The organism is Nitrospirillum bahiense (genome assembly GCF_007828025.1).
Lineage (GTDB): Bacteria > Pseudomonadota > Alphaproteobacteria > Azospirillales > Azospirillaceae > Nitrospirillum > Nitrospirillum amazonense.
In genome coordinates this window covers 188,452-201,035 of the sequence record NZ_VITO01000013.1, presented here as the reverse complement: position 1 = coordinate 201,035, position 12,584 = coordinate 188,452, and the positions used below count along the sequence as shown (strand labels likewise).

At 67.7% G+C, this 12,584-nt stretch carries 15 protein-coding genes; 11 read left to right on the top strand and 4 right to left on the bottom strand.

Annotation, left to right across the window (positions count from 1 at the left end):
• The first annotated feature begins 462 nt into the window (after positions 1 to 462).
• The 7 genes from FBZ88_RS19480 to FBZ88_RS19450 all read left to right on the top strand — a co-directional run bounded on the left by FBZ88_RS19480 (position 463) and on the right by FBZ88_RS19450 (position 7,158).
• The gene (locus FBZ88_RS19480) at positions 463 to 852 is read left to right on the top strand and encodes a response regulator (RefSeq protein WP_004272313.1); all 390 of its coding nucleotides are present in this window, start codon (positions 463 to 465) and stop codon (positions 850 to 852) included.
• Between the two features lie 5 nt (positions 853 to 857).
• On the top strand, positions 858 to 1,697 hold the full coding sequence (locus FBZ88_RS19475) for a protein phosphatase CheZ (RefSeq protein WP_145618824.1): 840 nt from the start codon (positions 858 to 860) through the stop codon (positions 1,695 to 1,697).
• Positions 1,698 to 1,911: 214 nt separating this feature from the next.
• Positions 1,912 to 2,388, top strand: a complete 477-nt coding sequence (gene cdd / locus FBZ88_RS19470; RefSeq protein WP_145618823.1) for a cytidine deaminase — start codon at positions 1,912 to 1,914, stop codon at positions 2,386 to 2,388.
• A gap of 12 nt (positions 2,389 to 2,400) precedes the next feature.
• Positions 2,401 to 3,210 (top strand): deoxyribose-phosphate aldolase, encoded by an 810-nt coding sequence (gene deoC / locus FBZ88_RS19465; RefSeq protein ID WP_145618822.1) that lies wholly within the window; start codon positions 2,401 to 2,403, stop codon positions 3,208 to 3,210.
• A 67-nt stretch (positions 3,211 to 3,277) separates the two neighbouring features.
• Entirely contained in the window at positions 3,278 to 4,600 is a 1,323-nt protein-coding gene (deoA, locus tag FBZ88_RS19460; protein ID WP_145618821.1) for a thymidine phosphorylase, read from the top strand.
• A 319-nt stretch (positions 4,601 to 4,919) separates the two neighbouring features.
• Positions 4,920 to 5,906, top strand: a complete 987-nt coding sequence (locus tag FBZ88_RS19455) for a response regulator (protein WP_145618820.1) — start codon at positions 4,920 to 4,922, stop codon at positions 5,904 to 5,906.
• 124 nt (positions 5,907 to 6,030) lie between these two features.
• Positions 6,031 to 7,158, top strand: coding sequence for a cation diffusion facilitator family transporter (locus tag FBZ88_RS19450; protein WP_145618819.1), 1,128 nt, complete (start codon positions 6,031 to 6,033; stop codon positions 7,156 to 7,158).
• Between the two features lie 36 nt (positions 7,159 to 7,194).
• On the opposite strand, the gene FBZ88_RS19445 is transcribed toward FBZ88_RS19450, so the two are convergent.
• From FBZ88_RS19445 to FBZ88_RS19430, 4 genes are all read right to left on the bottom strand, one after another.
• Positions 7,195 to 7,509, bottom strand: a complete 315-nt coding sequence (locus FBZ88_RS19445; protein WP_145618818.1) for a hypothetical protein — start codon at positions 7,507 to 7,509, stop codon at positions 7,195 to 7,197.
• Positions 7,510 to 7,666: 157 nt separating this feature from the next.
• Positions 7,667 to 8,014: a hypothetical protein gene (locus FBZ88_RS19440; RefSeq protein WP_145618817.1), complete on the bottom strand. Its 348-nt coding sequence runs from the start codon at positions 8,012 to 8,014 to the stop codon at positions 7,667 to 7,669.
• A 95-nt stretch (positions 8,015 to 8,109) separates the two neighbouring features.
• Complete coding sequence (locus FBZ88_RS19435) at positions 8,110 to 8,880, bottom strand: methyltransferase domain-containing protein (RefSeq protein ID WP_145618816.1); 771 nt, start codon at positions 8,878 to 8,880, stop codon at positions 8,110 to 8,112.
• A gap of 78 nt (positions 8,881 to 8,958) precedes the next feature.
• A complete protein-coding gene (locus FBZ88_RS19430) occupies positions 8,959 to 9,531 on the bottom strand; it encodes a TVP38/TMEM64 family protein (protein ID WP_186464492.1) in 573 nt (190 codons plus the stop codon).
• Between the two features lie 279 nt (positions 9,532 to 9,810).
• Here FBZ88_RS19430 and rpmH point away from each other — a divergent pair, with 279 nt between their 5' ends.
• The 4 genes from rpmH to yidC all read left to right on the top strand — a co-directional run bounded on the left by rpmH (position 9,811) and on the right by yidC (position 12,504).
• The gene (gene rpmH, locus FBZ88_RS19425) at positions 9,811 to 9,945 is read left to right on the top strand and encodes a 50S ribosomal protein L34 (protein WP_044558639.1); all 135 of its coding nucleotides are present in this window, start codon (positions 9,811 to 9,813) and stop codon (positions 9,943 to 9,945) included.
• A 9-nt stretch (positions 9,946 to 9,954) separates the two neighbouring features.
• On the top strand, positions 9,955 to 10,401 hold the full coding sequence (rnpA, locus tag FBZ88_RS19420; RefSeq protein ID WP_145618814.1) for a ribonuclease P protein component: 447 nt from the start codon (positions 9,955 to 9,957) through the stop codon (positions 10,399 to 10,401).
• Positions 10,398 to 10,709, top strand: a complete 312-nt coding sequence (gene yidD / locus FBZ88_RS19415) for a membrane protein insertion efficiency factor YidD (RefSeq protein ID WP_145618813.1) — start codon at positions 10,398 to 10,400, stop codon at positions 10,707 to 10,709. The genes rnpA and yidD overlap by 4 nt, the downstream gene beginning before the upstream one ends.
• 67 nt (positions 10,710 to 10,776) lie before the next feature.
• Positions 10,777 to 12,504 carry a membrane protein insertase YidC gene (gene yidC / locus FBZ88_RS19410; protein WP_145618812.1) on the top strand — a complete coding sequence of 576 codons (1,728 nt, stop codon included), beginning with the start codon at positions 10,777 to 10,779 and terminating at the stop codon, positions 12,502 to 12,504.
• Positions 12,505 to 12,584 lie beyond the last annotated feature (80 nt).

Genomic DNA, 12,584 nt, shown 5'->3' with positions numbered 1-12,584 from the left:
GGCGATGCGGATCATGATGGGGTTCCTATCGGTTCGGTGGGGGGCTTCAGCGGCCCCGGTTGGTTCATGCCTGGTTATAAGCACCCACCGTGCCAGCGGAACGGCGCCGACACTGTTCCGTCACTAAAACTCAATGAATTCAGTGCATTATAAGAAAATCGGGAAATAACCATGGTCGTAGGCCTTTTTGCATAGACCTTTTCTGTGGCCATCAGTTGCTTACCGCATCGCACCCTTGGGATAGGGCTTTCTATTAATGCATTGCATTACGCAACAGTTCGCATTCCACTCACCTCACCCATGTCCGCCGATCGCGGCACTTCTTCTTTCGACGCTCCCCATACGGGTGGGTGATGGGCGAGAACCCGGACTCGTGTTAGGGTCCCGCGGGATATCACGCTCGTAAACACCCCGGTGGGCTCGCCCACCGCATCGCCAAGTACCCTCCGGAGACATGTTCCTATGGCCAAGGCCTCTGCCACCCCCGTCCTCGTTGTTGACGACTACGCCACCATGCGCCGCATCGTGCGCAACCTGCTGACCCAGATCGGCTTTACCCAGATTGAAGAGGCCGCCGATGGTGCGGAGGCCCTGGGCAAGCTGCGCGGCTCCAACGTCGGCCTGGTCATTTCCGACTGGAACATGGAGCCCATGACCGGCCTGCAGCTGCTGAAGGAAGTGCGCGCGGACGTCCGCCTGAAGAGCACGCCCTTCATCATGGTCACCGCCGAATCGAAGACCGAGAACGTCGTTGCCGCCAAGGAAGCCGGCGTCAACAACTACATCGTGAAGCCGTTCAACGCCGAAACGCTGAAAAAGAAGATCGAGAGCGTCCTCGGCACGCTGGAGTAACCCGCATGGGCCAGAAGACGGGTGTGGTTGAAACGGCGGCCATCACGGCCGCCGATTACACGGCCATTGAGGCCGAGCTGCTGAACGATCCGCGGACCCGCGCCTTTCTGGAAAAGCGCGACGCCCACATGCGGAATCTGGGCGCCTCGGCGGGCGGTGACCTGCTGGGCGCGTTACGGGCCGAGGTCGGCAAGCTGCAGTCCATGAGCCATCAGCTGAGCGACGGCAGCATCGCCATCGCCGGCCAGCATCCGCACATGCACATGATGCGGCAGGAACTGCGGCAGCTGTCCTCGCACATCGAGCAGACCAAGCAGGAAATCGCCCAGATGGTGCCCAAGGATTCGGCCAACAGCCGTATCCTGGCCGCCACCTCGGAGCTGGACGCCATCGTCACCGCCACGGAACGGGCGACCAGCGACATCCTGTCCGCCGCAGAGGCCATCCAGGCCACCACCGAACGTCTGGCCCGCACCGGCCACATCGACGTGATCGAAATCGCCACCGATATCGAAAACCACGTCATGTCCATTCTGCTGGCCTGCAGCTTCCAGGACATCACCGGCCAGCGCACCACCAAGGTGGTGAACACGCTGCGCTATATCGAGCATCGCGTGGCCGCGATGATCGGCATCTGGGGGGTGGAAGGCAACGGCGACCCGATGATGTCCACCAAGCCCGGCGACACCCGCCCGGACGCCCACCTGCTGAATGGCCCGGCCCTGACGGACGTCAGCCAGGACAACATCGACGCCCTGTTCAACGCCACCGGTGGCGAGGCGCCCAAGCCGGCCAAGCCCGCTGGTCCCAGCAGCCAATCGGACATCGACGCCCTGTTTGATTGAGATTGCCGCCGCAGAGCGGCACGCCAGCGCCTGAACGTGTTGAAAGCGGTCCCTCAAAGGCCGCTTTCGCATTTTCGGGCCTTGCGATTTCATCGCCTTGGGCACACCCTGCGACTTGACCATTTGGTCAGGTTATGGCGGTGTCCCCATGCCACCCTGGTGGTATCGCCCTATCCCACCTTCCGCATCCCCGGATCAGGAGACGCCGACGGCCATGACCGCCCCCCCGCCCGCCCCGGCCCCCACACCGGCCCCCTCTGCGGCCCCCACTGCGGCCGTGCCTGAGCTGTTCGCCGCCGCCGCGGCCGCGCGCGGCCATGCCCATGCGCCCTATTCCCGTTTCCTGGTGGGGGCGGCCCTGCGCACGCCGGACGGCGCCGTCTTCGCCGGCGGCAATGTGGAGAACGCGGCCTATCCGCAGGGCCAGTGCGCGGAGGCCAGCGCCATCGGCGCCATGGTGGCGGGCGGAAAGAAGCGCATCGCCGAGATCGTGGTCATCGGCGCGCCGGCCGACCCGTCCGCCGACACGTCGGGCCTGTGCACACCCTGCGGCGGCTGCCGCCAGCGCCTGCGCGAATTCTCCACCCCCGACACCCTGATCCATGTGGCCGGGCTGGAGGGGGTGCGCGCCACCTTCACCATGGACCAGCTGCTGCCCTTCTCCTTTGGGCCGGACAACCTCAGTTTCTAATCTGGTAGCGCCATGACCGATCCCCAGTCGCCAGAAGGACAGGCCCTGGCCCGCCGCGCCCTGCCGCTGCTGGACCTGACCAGCCTGAACGAGGAAGAGGACGAGGCCACGACCGACGCGCTGTGCGCCCGGGCGGTCAGCCCCGCCGGCCGCGTGGCCGCCGTCTGCCTGTGGCCCAGCTTCGTCCCCCAGGCGCGCGCGCGGCTGGCCGGAACGGGGGTGCGCATCGCCACGGTCGTGAACTTCCCCGGCGGCAGCCTGTCACCGGAAAAGGTGGCGGAGCAGACATTGGCCGCCCTGGCCGACGGCGCCGACGAGATCGACGTGGTCATCCCCTATCACAGCATCATGCACTACCCCAACAGCACCCAGCCGGATGAGGTGCTGGCCGCCACGCGCGAGGCGGCGGGCGACGCCGTCATGAAGGTCATCCTGGAAACCGGCAGCCTGGCCAAGCCCGTCTTCATCGAAAAGGCGGTGGAGATCGCCGTGCGCAACGGTGCCGATTTCCTGAAGACCTCCACCGGCAAGGTGCAGATCGGCGCCACCCTGGGGGCCGCCCGCATCATGCTGGAGGCCTGCCGCGACAGCCTGACGCCCGACGACGACGGCAATCCCCGCCGGCCCGTGGGCTTCAAGGCCTCCGGCGGCATCCGCGACCTGGACGGGGCGCGGGACTATCTGGCGCTGGCCGACAAGATCTGCGGTCCCGGCTGGGTCAGCCCCGCCACCTTCCGCTTCGGCGCCTCGGGCCTGCTGGATGCCCTGCTGGCAGCCCTGGGCCAGGGCGACGGCCGGCCGGCGGCCACCAGCGGGTACTGAGCCCCCTTTCATCGACCTTCCGCGCCGCCCCTCCGGCGGACGCCCCCATACGCGAACGGACCATTCCATGCTTCCCCAAGAAATCATCCGCCAGAAGCGTGACGGCGGCCGCCTGGCCGCCGCGGACATCACCGACTTCGTGCGCGGCCTGACCGACGGCCGCGTCACCGAGGGCCAGGCCGCCGCCTTCGCCATGGCCGTCTATTTCCAAGGGCTGGAGATGGAGGAGCGCGTGGCCCTGACCCGCGCCATGACCCAGTCCGGCACGGTGATGGAATGGCGGTCGCAGAACCTGCCCGGCCCCATCCTGGACAAGCATTCCACCGGCGGCGTGGGCGACAAGGTCAGCCTGCTGCTGGCGCCCCTGGTGGCGGCCTGCGGCGGCTTCGTGCCCATGCTGTCCGGCCGGGGCCTGGGCCACACCGGCGGCACCTTCGACAAGATGGAAAGCATTCCCGGCTATGTCGTGCAGCCGGATCTGGAGAGGCTGCGCCAGGTGGTGCGCGAGGTCGGCTGCGCCGTCATCGGCGCCACCTCCGACCTGGCGCCGGCCGACCGGCGCCTCTATTCCATCCGCGACGTGACCGCGACGGTGGAAAGCATTGACCTCATCACCGCCAGCATCCTGTCCAAGAAGCTGGCCGCGGGGCTGGACGGCCTGGTCATGGACGTGAAGTTCGGCAGCGGCGCCTTCATGGCCAAGTACGATGACGCCCAGGCCCTGGCCCGCAGCATCGCCAGCGTGGCGCGCGGCGCCGGCCTGCCCACCGTGTCGCTGCTGACCGACATGAACGAGGTGCTGGGCACCACCGCCGGCAACGCGGTGGAGGTGGCGGAGTGCGTGGCCATCCTGAAGGGCGAGGCGCCGGAGGCCCGCCTGTGGGAAGTGACGCGGGAGCTGACGGCCGAGCTGGTGCTGCTGGGCGGTCTGGCCGCGGACCTGGATGAGGCGCGGGCCAAGGTGGACCGGGCCCTGGCCGACGGCAGCGCCGCCGACCGCTTCAGCCGCATGGTGACCGCCCTGGGGGGCCCGGCCGACTTCCTGGAGCGGTCCGACACCTATCTGGCCGCGGCACCGGTGGTGCGCGACATCCATGCGGCGGAAGCGGGCACCGTCATCGCCGTGGATACCCGCGCCGTCGGCATCGCCGTGGTGGCCCTGGGCGGCGGCCGCACCCGGCCGCAGGACGGCGTGGACCATCGCGTCGGCTTCACCGGCATCGTGGGATTGGGCGACCAGGTCGATCCAACCGGCCGGCCGCTGGCCCGCGTGCACGCCGCCACCGAGGCGGACGCCGATGCCGCCGTGGCGGCTTTGCGCCAGGCCTTCACCCTGGGCGCCGGACCGGCCACGCGCGGCCCCACGGTGACGGAACGCATCGTCGGCTGACCACCTGGCCGATGCCCCGTCCATCATTGGCTAAAGCGGGCGCCGCCCGGTGGCACCCATGTATCAGGGGGCGTGACCGTCCCCTGATTTCAGAACTCGCCGACGGGGAATACCAGCGGGTCTTGGCGGCTTGACCGCCACTATCGGGGGCATCCTTTCGGATCCGGCCGCCTGTTCTCGCATTTATTGCATTCTTGACGGTAAACGGCCATGATTCGCCCGCGTCGTTGGGCTGTCGGAATGACTACCCGCGACTCGCCCCCTGGTCCCCTGAGACGCCGGCCCGCCGGCCCTCGCCGCCTTGAAGTCCGCCGCCCCCATGGCCACCGATCTCAGCAAGATCCAGACCCTGCTGGTTGATGCCGACCTGAACACCCGGCGCATCCTGCGCGCCATGCTGGCCCGCATGGGCATGGACAAGGTGACGGAACACGCCAACCTGACCGACGCCGCCGGCAGCCCGGCCACCATAGACCTGGTCATCCTGGACGCCGACCAGGCGGAGGGGGCCGCCCTGCGCTGGATCCACGCCATCCGCCACGGCCTGACGACGCTGAACCCCTTCGTGGGCGCCATCGTCATGACCTGGAACCCCACCCAGCAGATGATGATCCGCTTCGCCGGTTCCGGCGCGGACGACATCCTGGTGAAGCCTTATTCGCCCAAGCAGGTGCAGGACCGGCTGGTCAACCTGATCGAGAACCGCAAGAAGTTCGTCGTCACCAGCGACTATATCGGGCCGGACCGCCGCCGCAGCCCCCGCGAGGGACAGGTGGTGCAGCTGATCGACGTGCCCAACCCCCTGCGCCTGAAGTGCACGGGGGAGTTCGACCGCGTGAACATCCATGAGCTGACGGCCCACGCCGCCCAGGTCATCGATTCGGAAAAGGTCATCCGCCACGGCTTCCAGGTGGCGTTCCTGGTTGAATTCGCCCTGCCCGGCCTGTCGGTGCACCCGCCGGAAAAGCGCGCCATGGACCACGCCCTGCGGGCGGCCCATGTGCTGGAAGACCTGGAGCGGCGCCTGCCCCCGGGGGAGCTGCGGCTGGAGGCCACCACCCACATACGCCGCATGGAAAACCTGCTGGGCATCCTGAAGACGCGCGGCGCCCTGCCCGCCGACGAGGTGGAGGCGCTGCGCCGCGAGGCCCACGCCCTGATGGGGCTGACCAGCCGGGTGGACGATCCGGAAAAGCGTATGAACGAGGTGCTGGCCGCCGTCGTCGGCTATCGCACCCGGCTGGACCAGCTGACCCTGGCCAAGACCACCGAGGCGGCGGCCTCTGCCGGCGGCGCCGGCGCGTAAGCCCCCTGCGGCCCCCGAGATCCCCTGCGGCATAAGCCCGCCGGGATCCAAGCCGGTGGCGCCCCTGGGCCCACCCACGCTATGGTTGCCGCCCGCCCCATCCCCGAGCCCGTCCCCGAAGCCCATGGCCCCGCACGACCACGACCATCCCAAGTCCGCCCCGGCGCAAGGCCATGACCATGGACATGAACACGGCCATGATCATGGCTGTACGGGGCATGACCATGGGCACGGCCATCATGACCACGGCCCCGGCGTGCATGATCATCAAGGCCATGATCACGGTCACGATGATGGACATGGCCACGACCATGACGGCCATGATCATGACCACCATGGCCACAGCCATGGGCTGGGCGGCCACCACCACGCCGCCCCGGCCGACGCCGGCACGGCCTTCGCCATCGGCATCGCCCTGAACCTGGCCTATGTCGGGGCGGAGGCATTCTACGGCTTCGTCAGCAACTCGCTGGCCCTGCTGGCCGACGCCGGCCACAACCTGTCCGACGTGCTGGGCCTGGCCGCCAGCTGGGTGGCGGTGATCCTGGCGCGGCGCCGGCCGTCCAGCCGCTACACCTATGGCCTGGGCGGCAGCTCCATCCTGGCGGCGCTGGCCAACGCGGTGGCGCTGTTGCTGGTCACCGGCGGCATCGCCTGGGAAGCGGTGCGCCGCTTCAGCGAACCAGAGCCCGCCGCCCCCACCATCATGATGTGGGTCGCGGCCGGCGGCATCCTGGTCAACGGCGGCACGGCCCTGCTGTTCATGCGCGGGTCGGAGCATGACCTGAACCTGCGCGGCGCCTTCCTGCACCTGGCGTCCGACGCCCTGGTCACGCTGGGCGTGGTCATCGCCGGCGCGTTGATCCTGTGGACGGGATGGAACTGGCTGGACCCGGTCATCAGCCTGGTGATCAGCGTGGTCATCGTGCTGGGCACCTGGTCGCTGCTGCGCGAATCGCTGAACCTGGCCCTGGACGCCGTGCCCGCCGGGGTGGACCTTGCCGCCGTGCGCGCCTACCTGGCGGCCCTGCCCGGCGTGGCCGAGGTGCACGACCTGCACGTCTGGGCGCTCAGCACCACCGACACGGCCCTGACCGCGCACCTGGTGCGCCCCGACAATCGCGACGGCGACCAACTGCTGGCGCAAGTCTGCCGCGAGTTGAAAACCCGCTTCCGCATCAACCACGCCACCGTGCAAGTGGAAACCGGCCACGGCGAACCCTGCGCCTTGGCGCCGGACAGCGTGGTGTGACGTGTTGCTTATAAAGAGCTATGGGCTGTAAAGGGCTTAATTGCGGCCAACTTCAGACACACCGATCGAAACACTGTGTGTGTGCCCGCTATCTTGGACGTATTCCTTCATGCTGATCCAGCAGGACCGCTGAATAAACCCGACATCCATTTTCTTTCCGCTTTTATATACAAACTCCAAGTGCCCCATAGATTTATAATTTTCATTGAAATTCACAGATAGACCTCTGAAAGACTCCCAATCCATCGCATAGAACTGTGGCCAGAAACGAAAAACTAGGCCGTCGTCCTCAAATTGCATCCCTTGCGTATTGCCCTTTTCTTGCCCGTCGAAGGCATCACGCATCGGCACGAACAAAATGCTCCCTTGCCGAGCGCACTCCGCTGACTGAATATATTTATGATAAAATAAGGGTCGCAAAGTTCCCCACAACACTGCCAAAATAAAAAGGAGAATAACAGACGCACCGAAGACTCGGGCCATCCTGAAATTAGACATCGGCACTCACTTATGATTCCTCATGGCACGACGCCTTGGTCGTGCCGCCAGCCTCGCACAGCATGCCGGTCGAGGATCTGAAGTTGCCGCCGGCCACGCGGCGCATGCTGACGCCGTTGCTGAACTGCACCCAGCTGCCGGCGCCCCAATGGGCGGTGATGCCGTTGGAGAAGGACAGGTTGCCATCGGGCAGGCGGGAGACCACCACGCCGTTGTCGTAGTGGATGACGCCCTTCTCCTCCGTCGCCGACAGGCCGTTGGTGCATTCCACCACCACTTGGTCCTTCTGCTCGCAGAAGAACGGGGTCTTGCCGCCGGTCAGAACCAGGGCGTAGACGGCGACCTCAAGGACGGTCATGGGGCCTCTTGCGGGAAGAAAAGGGGTGGACGCGCCATTTTCCGCCCAACCCCGTTTTCCGTCAATTTCAGCCCATCAAATTCAGCCCATCAAATTCAGGAAGCCCGGGTGGCCACGATGAACAGCCGGCGGAAGGGGAACAGCGTGCGGCCGTCGGCGCGGCGCGGGTAGGCGGCCGCCAGGGCGGCGCGGTAACGCTCCATGAAATCCGCCAGTTCGGCCCCCTGCAGCGTTTCCAGCACCGGCAGCATGGCGGTGGCCTTGGTCCATTCCAGGACGGGGTCGGGGCCATCGAGAACGTGCAGATACTCCGTCTCCCACACATCCACGTGGGCGGCGATGGGGGCCAGCCAGTCGTAATACTGGGCGGGGTCGTGCACCGGCGCCTCGCGCAGCTTGCCCGCCAGCGCCGCCGCCCAGGGGCCATCCTCCGCCACCTGGCGCAGCAGGGTGTGGGAGGGGGAGGCGAAGTTGCGCGGCATCTGCACCGCCATCACCCCGCCGGGCGCCACACCCCTGAGCAGGCGGGGGAACAGGGTCCCGTGCCCCTCCACCCACTGCAGGGCGGCGTTGGAAAACAGCACATCCACCGGCGCCTTGGGTGTCCAGTGGCGGATGTCGCCCAGTTCCCAGGCGACACGGGTGTCCAGCAGCGCGGCGCGTCCCAGCATGGCGGATGAGCTGTCGATGCCGGCCACCTCCGCCGCCGACCAGCGGTTGGCCAGCGCCATGGTCAGCTTGCCCGCGCCGCAGCCCAAATCCACCACGGTGGCGGGCTTGCACGGCGGCAAGGCCGCGATGAGGTCATGCCCCGGGCGGGCGCGCGCCGCCTCGAACAATCCATACTGCGCGGGATCCCAGGCCATGGGCGGCCCTCCTTCTTCTTGGTGTCTCTCTTATTAAGTGGGGCCCAATCGCCGAAACGCGACTCATCGGATCGCGACTCAGGCACCCCGCCGCCAATGGCGAATCGCCACCGGCACCAGGGCCAGCAGCACCAGCAGGACCAGGGGCCCGCCCACCTCGGGCCGCAGCACCAGCCCCAGGCCCGGCCGCTCCCCCGCCGCCAGCAGCGCCGGCAGCCGCGCGCCCAGCAAGGCATAGAGGAATTGCGGGGGATAGGCGCCAAGCCCCGTGCCGATGATGAAGATGGGGACCGGCATGCGAATCGCCGCCGCCAGCACGTTGATGGCGGAAAACGGCATGATCGGCAGCAGGCGCAGCACCAGGATGACGGCCCAGGGCCGGTCCGCGACCGGCCTCAGCCAGCCGGGCAGCCGCCTCGCCATCCCACCCACGCCGGCCCGGCGCAGGGCCAGGAAGACCAAGGTGCCGCCAAGGGTGCCGCCCGCCACGGAGAGCAGCGCGCCCAGGCCGGCACCGAAGGCATAACCCGCCGCCAGGCTGACCACCGTGGCCGCCGGCAGGGACAAGGCCGCCACGCCCAGCGCCACGCCGAACACCGCCGCCGCGGCCCAGGCGGGATGGCCGGCGACCAGGGCGGAGAGATCGCCCAAGCGCCCGGTCAAAGCCTCTACCGTCAACCAGTGGTGCCCGCCGGCCGCCAACACCACAATAAGTCCCGCCAGCAAAAGGCCAAGGGGCGCCAGCCGCCCTATCCAAGACATCAGCGGGCGGGCTGGACGGCCGGCGCCAGAGCTTTCATAATCGTCGGACGCCCTCTCCACAGGCAATGCGGCCATCCTTTCGACGTGGAACAGGCGCATTGACTCTGCGCCGGGCCGCCACTATACAACGCCCTTCCATTTTCCAGTTTTATATCCGGAGTATCAGTCGTGAAGCGTACGTTCCAGCCGAGCAAGCTCGTGCGTGCCCGCCGCCATGGCTTCCGCGCCCGCATGGCGACCCCCGGCGGTCGCAAGGTGCTGGCCCGCCGTCGCGCCCAGGGCCGCAAGCGTCTCTCCGCCTAAGGCAGGGAGATGGCGCCCCGGCGCATAGCCGTGGTGGGGCGCCTCTTGAAACGGTCGGAGTTTCTGGCCGTTGCCGGGGCGCGCCGTAAATGGGCAACCCCCGGCCTGATTTTGCAAGCCCGTGCCCACGACGATCGCCAGCGGCCAGCCGCCGGCGACGTTTTGGTGCGCGTGGGCTTCACCGCCAGCAAGAAGGTCGGCAACGCCGTCAAGCGCAACCGCGCCCGGCGACGCCTCCGCGCGGCCGTCCGTGCCGTGCTGGCCCTTCATGGCAAGCCCAACACCGATTTCGTCGTCATCGCGCGCAGCGAAACCGTCACCCGGCGCTACGCCGATCTGTTGGCTGACCTGATCCTGGCCTTGAAAAAGCTGGGCGCCTGGACCGAGGGCGCCCAGGCTTTCGTTGTGCCCGCAGGTCAGCCAGCCTCGCCGGATGCCGGCCCGGCGGCATCATGAGCCCGCTGGCCCGCGCCCTGCGCCTGCCCATCCATCTCTACCGGCTGTTGCTGGCGCCCCTGCTGGGCCCGCGCTGCCGGTTCGAGCCCAGTTGTTCGGCCTACGCGCTGGAGGCTTTGGCCGTGCACGGCGGGGTGAAGGGCGGCTGGCTGGCGGCGCGGCGCATCGCCCGCTGCCATCCCTGGAGCGACGGGGGACTGGATCCGGTGCCGCCAGCGAACCATATGCCGCCCGAATCATCGCATTTCCGGCGTCATTCGCCTGACATTCAATGCTGCCATATGGACGGGGGACGCGCGGCCCGTTAGGGTCCTGCCGCCGTTTGTTTCCAGAGTTGCCGCCGTGGCCGGCCCGGGTCGTGTGGGAAGTGAATACATGAGCGATCAGAAGAACCTGTTCATTACCATCGGCCTGTCGGCCGCCATCCTTCTGGGCTTCCACTTCTTCTATGAGGCGCCGCGCCAGCGCGCCCTGCAGGAGGCGAAGGCCAAGCAGGAAGCGGCGCAAGCCCTGGCCGCCCCGCCAGCCCCCGGGGCCGCGCCCACGGGCGCGCCGGGCGCCGTCGCCGCCGGCGGCGTGGCCGACGCCCTGCGCGACCGCGCCACGGTGCTGGGCGAAGGGCAGCGCATCACCATCCGCACCCCCCGCCTGGCCGGCAGCCTGAACCTGCGCGGCGGCCGCTTCGACGACCTCAGCCTGCAGGACTACCGCGAGACGGTGGACAAGAGCAGCCCGGCCGTCACCCTGCTGTCGCCCAGCGGCGCCCCCGGCGCCTTCTTCGCCGAATACGGCTGGACCGCCAACGGCGCCGCCGTTCCGGGCCCCACCACCGAGTGGCAGGCCGCCGACCAGGGTGAGCTGACGCCCGAGCATCCCGTCACCCTGCGCTGGGACAACGGCCAGGGCCTGACGTTCGAGCGCACGGTGGCGGTCGATGCCAACTACATGTTCAGCATCACCCAGAAGGTGACGAACAACGGCGCCGCCGCCGTCACCCTTTACCCCTACGCCCGCATCGCGCGGGCAAGCCACCCGACGCTGGTCGGTTCCTACATGCTGCACGAAGGCCCCATTGGCCTGATGGACGGCACGCTGAAGGAGATCAGCTACAAGGACGTGGCGGGCGAGACCTCCAAGTCCTTCGACACCAAGGGCGGCTGGCTGGGCATCACCGACAAGTACTGGCTGGTCAGCCTGGTGCCGGACCAGGCCAAGAGCCTGACGGCCCATGTCACCCACCAGGAGAAGGGTGACCTGTACCAGACCGACTATGCCGAGCCGTCGGTGACGCTGGAGGCCGGGCAGAGCACAGAGGGCACCGAACGCCTGTTCGCCGGCGCCAAGGAGATGAAGCTGCTGGACAGCTACCAGGATGACCAGCACATCCCGCTGTTCAACCGGGCCATCGACTTCGGCCACCTGTGGTTCCTGACCATGCCGTTCTCGCTGGCGCTGGACTTCTTCGGCCGCCTGCTGGGCAACTTCGGCCTGGGCATCATGCTGTTCACCATCTGCCTGCGCACGCTGATGTTCCCGCTGGCGCAGAAGCAGTTCCGCAGCGCCGCCAAGATGAAGAAGCTGCAGCCGCAGGTGGAGGCCATCCGCAAGCGCGCCGGCGACGACAAGCAGAAGGCGTCCATCGAGATGATGGCGCTGTACAAGAAGGAAGGCGCCAACCCCATGACGGGCTGCCTGCCCGTCCTGGTCCAGATGCCCATCTTCTGGTCGTTGTATAAGGTGCTGTCGGTCACCATCGAGATGCGGCACGCGCCCTTCTTCGGCTGGATCCACGACCTGTCGGCGCCCGATCCGACCAGCCTGTTCAACCTGTTCGGCCTGCTGCCCTTCACCCCGCCCACCTTCCTGCACCTGGGCGTCTGGCCCATCCTGCTGGGCTGCACCATGTTCCTGCTGCAGAAGATGACGCCCACCCCGGGCATGGATCCGACGCAGCAGAAGGTGATGATGACCATGCCCCTGGTCTTCACCTGGATGATGGGCTCCCTGCCCGCCGGCCTGGTGATCTACTATGTGTGGTCCAACCTGTTCAGCGTGACGCAGCAGTACGTGCTGATGCGCCGCATGGGTGTGAAGCCGACTTAAAGGCGCCCTCAAGCGCCGGGCGGCCGCATCCGCGGCCTTGGCTTCCTCGCTCCGCCCTGCGGTACGCGCTCCGGCGGACG

Coding starts and splice junctions, on each gene's coding strand:
- FBZ88_RS19480 (WP_004272313.1), top strand. CDS start 463: ATGGCCAAGGCCTCTGCCACCCCCGTCCTCGTTGTTGACGACTACGCC.
- FBZ88_RS19475 (WP_145618824.1), top strand. CDS start 858: ATGGGCCAGAAGACGGGTGTGGTTGAAACGGCGGCCATCACGGCCGCC.
- cdd (WP_145618823.1), top strand. CDS start 1,912: ATGACCGCCCCCCCGCCCGCCCCGGCCCCCACACCGGCCCCCTCTGCG.
- deoC (WP_145618822.1), top strand. CDS start 2,401: ATGACCGATCCCCAGTCGCCAGAAGGACAGGCCCTGGCCCGCCGCGCC.
- deoA (WP_145618821.1), top strand. CDS start 3,278: ATGCTTCCCCAAGAAATCATCCGCCAGAAGCGTGACGGCGGCCGCCTG.
- FBZ88_RS19455 (WP_145618820.1), top strand. CDS start 4,920: ATGGCCACCGATCTCAGCAAGATCCAGACCCTGCTGGTTGATGCCGAC.
- FBZ88_RS19450 (WP_145618819.1), top strand. CDS start 6,031: ATGGCCCCGCACGACCACGACCATCCCAAGTCCGCCCCGGCGCAAGGC.
- FBZ88_RS19440 (WP_145618817.1), bottom strand. CDS start 8,014: ATGACCGTCCTTGAGGTCGCCGTCTACGCCCTGGTTCTGACCGGCGGC.
- FBZ88_RS19435 (WP_145618816.1), bottom strand. CDS start 8,880: ATGGCCTGGGATCCCGCGCAGTATGGATTGTTCGAGGCGGCGCGCGCC.
- rnpA (WP_145618814.1), top strand. CDS start 9,955: ATGGCGCCCCGGCGCATAGCCGTGGTGGGGCGCCTCTTGAAACGGTCG.
- yidD (WP_145618813.1), top strand. CDS start 10,398: ATGAGCCCGCTGGCCCGCGCCCTGCGCCTGCCCATCCATCTCTACCGG.
- yidC (WP_145618812.1), top strand. CDS start 10,777: ATGAGCGATCAGAAGAACCTGTTCATTACCATCGGCCTGTCGGCCGCC.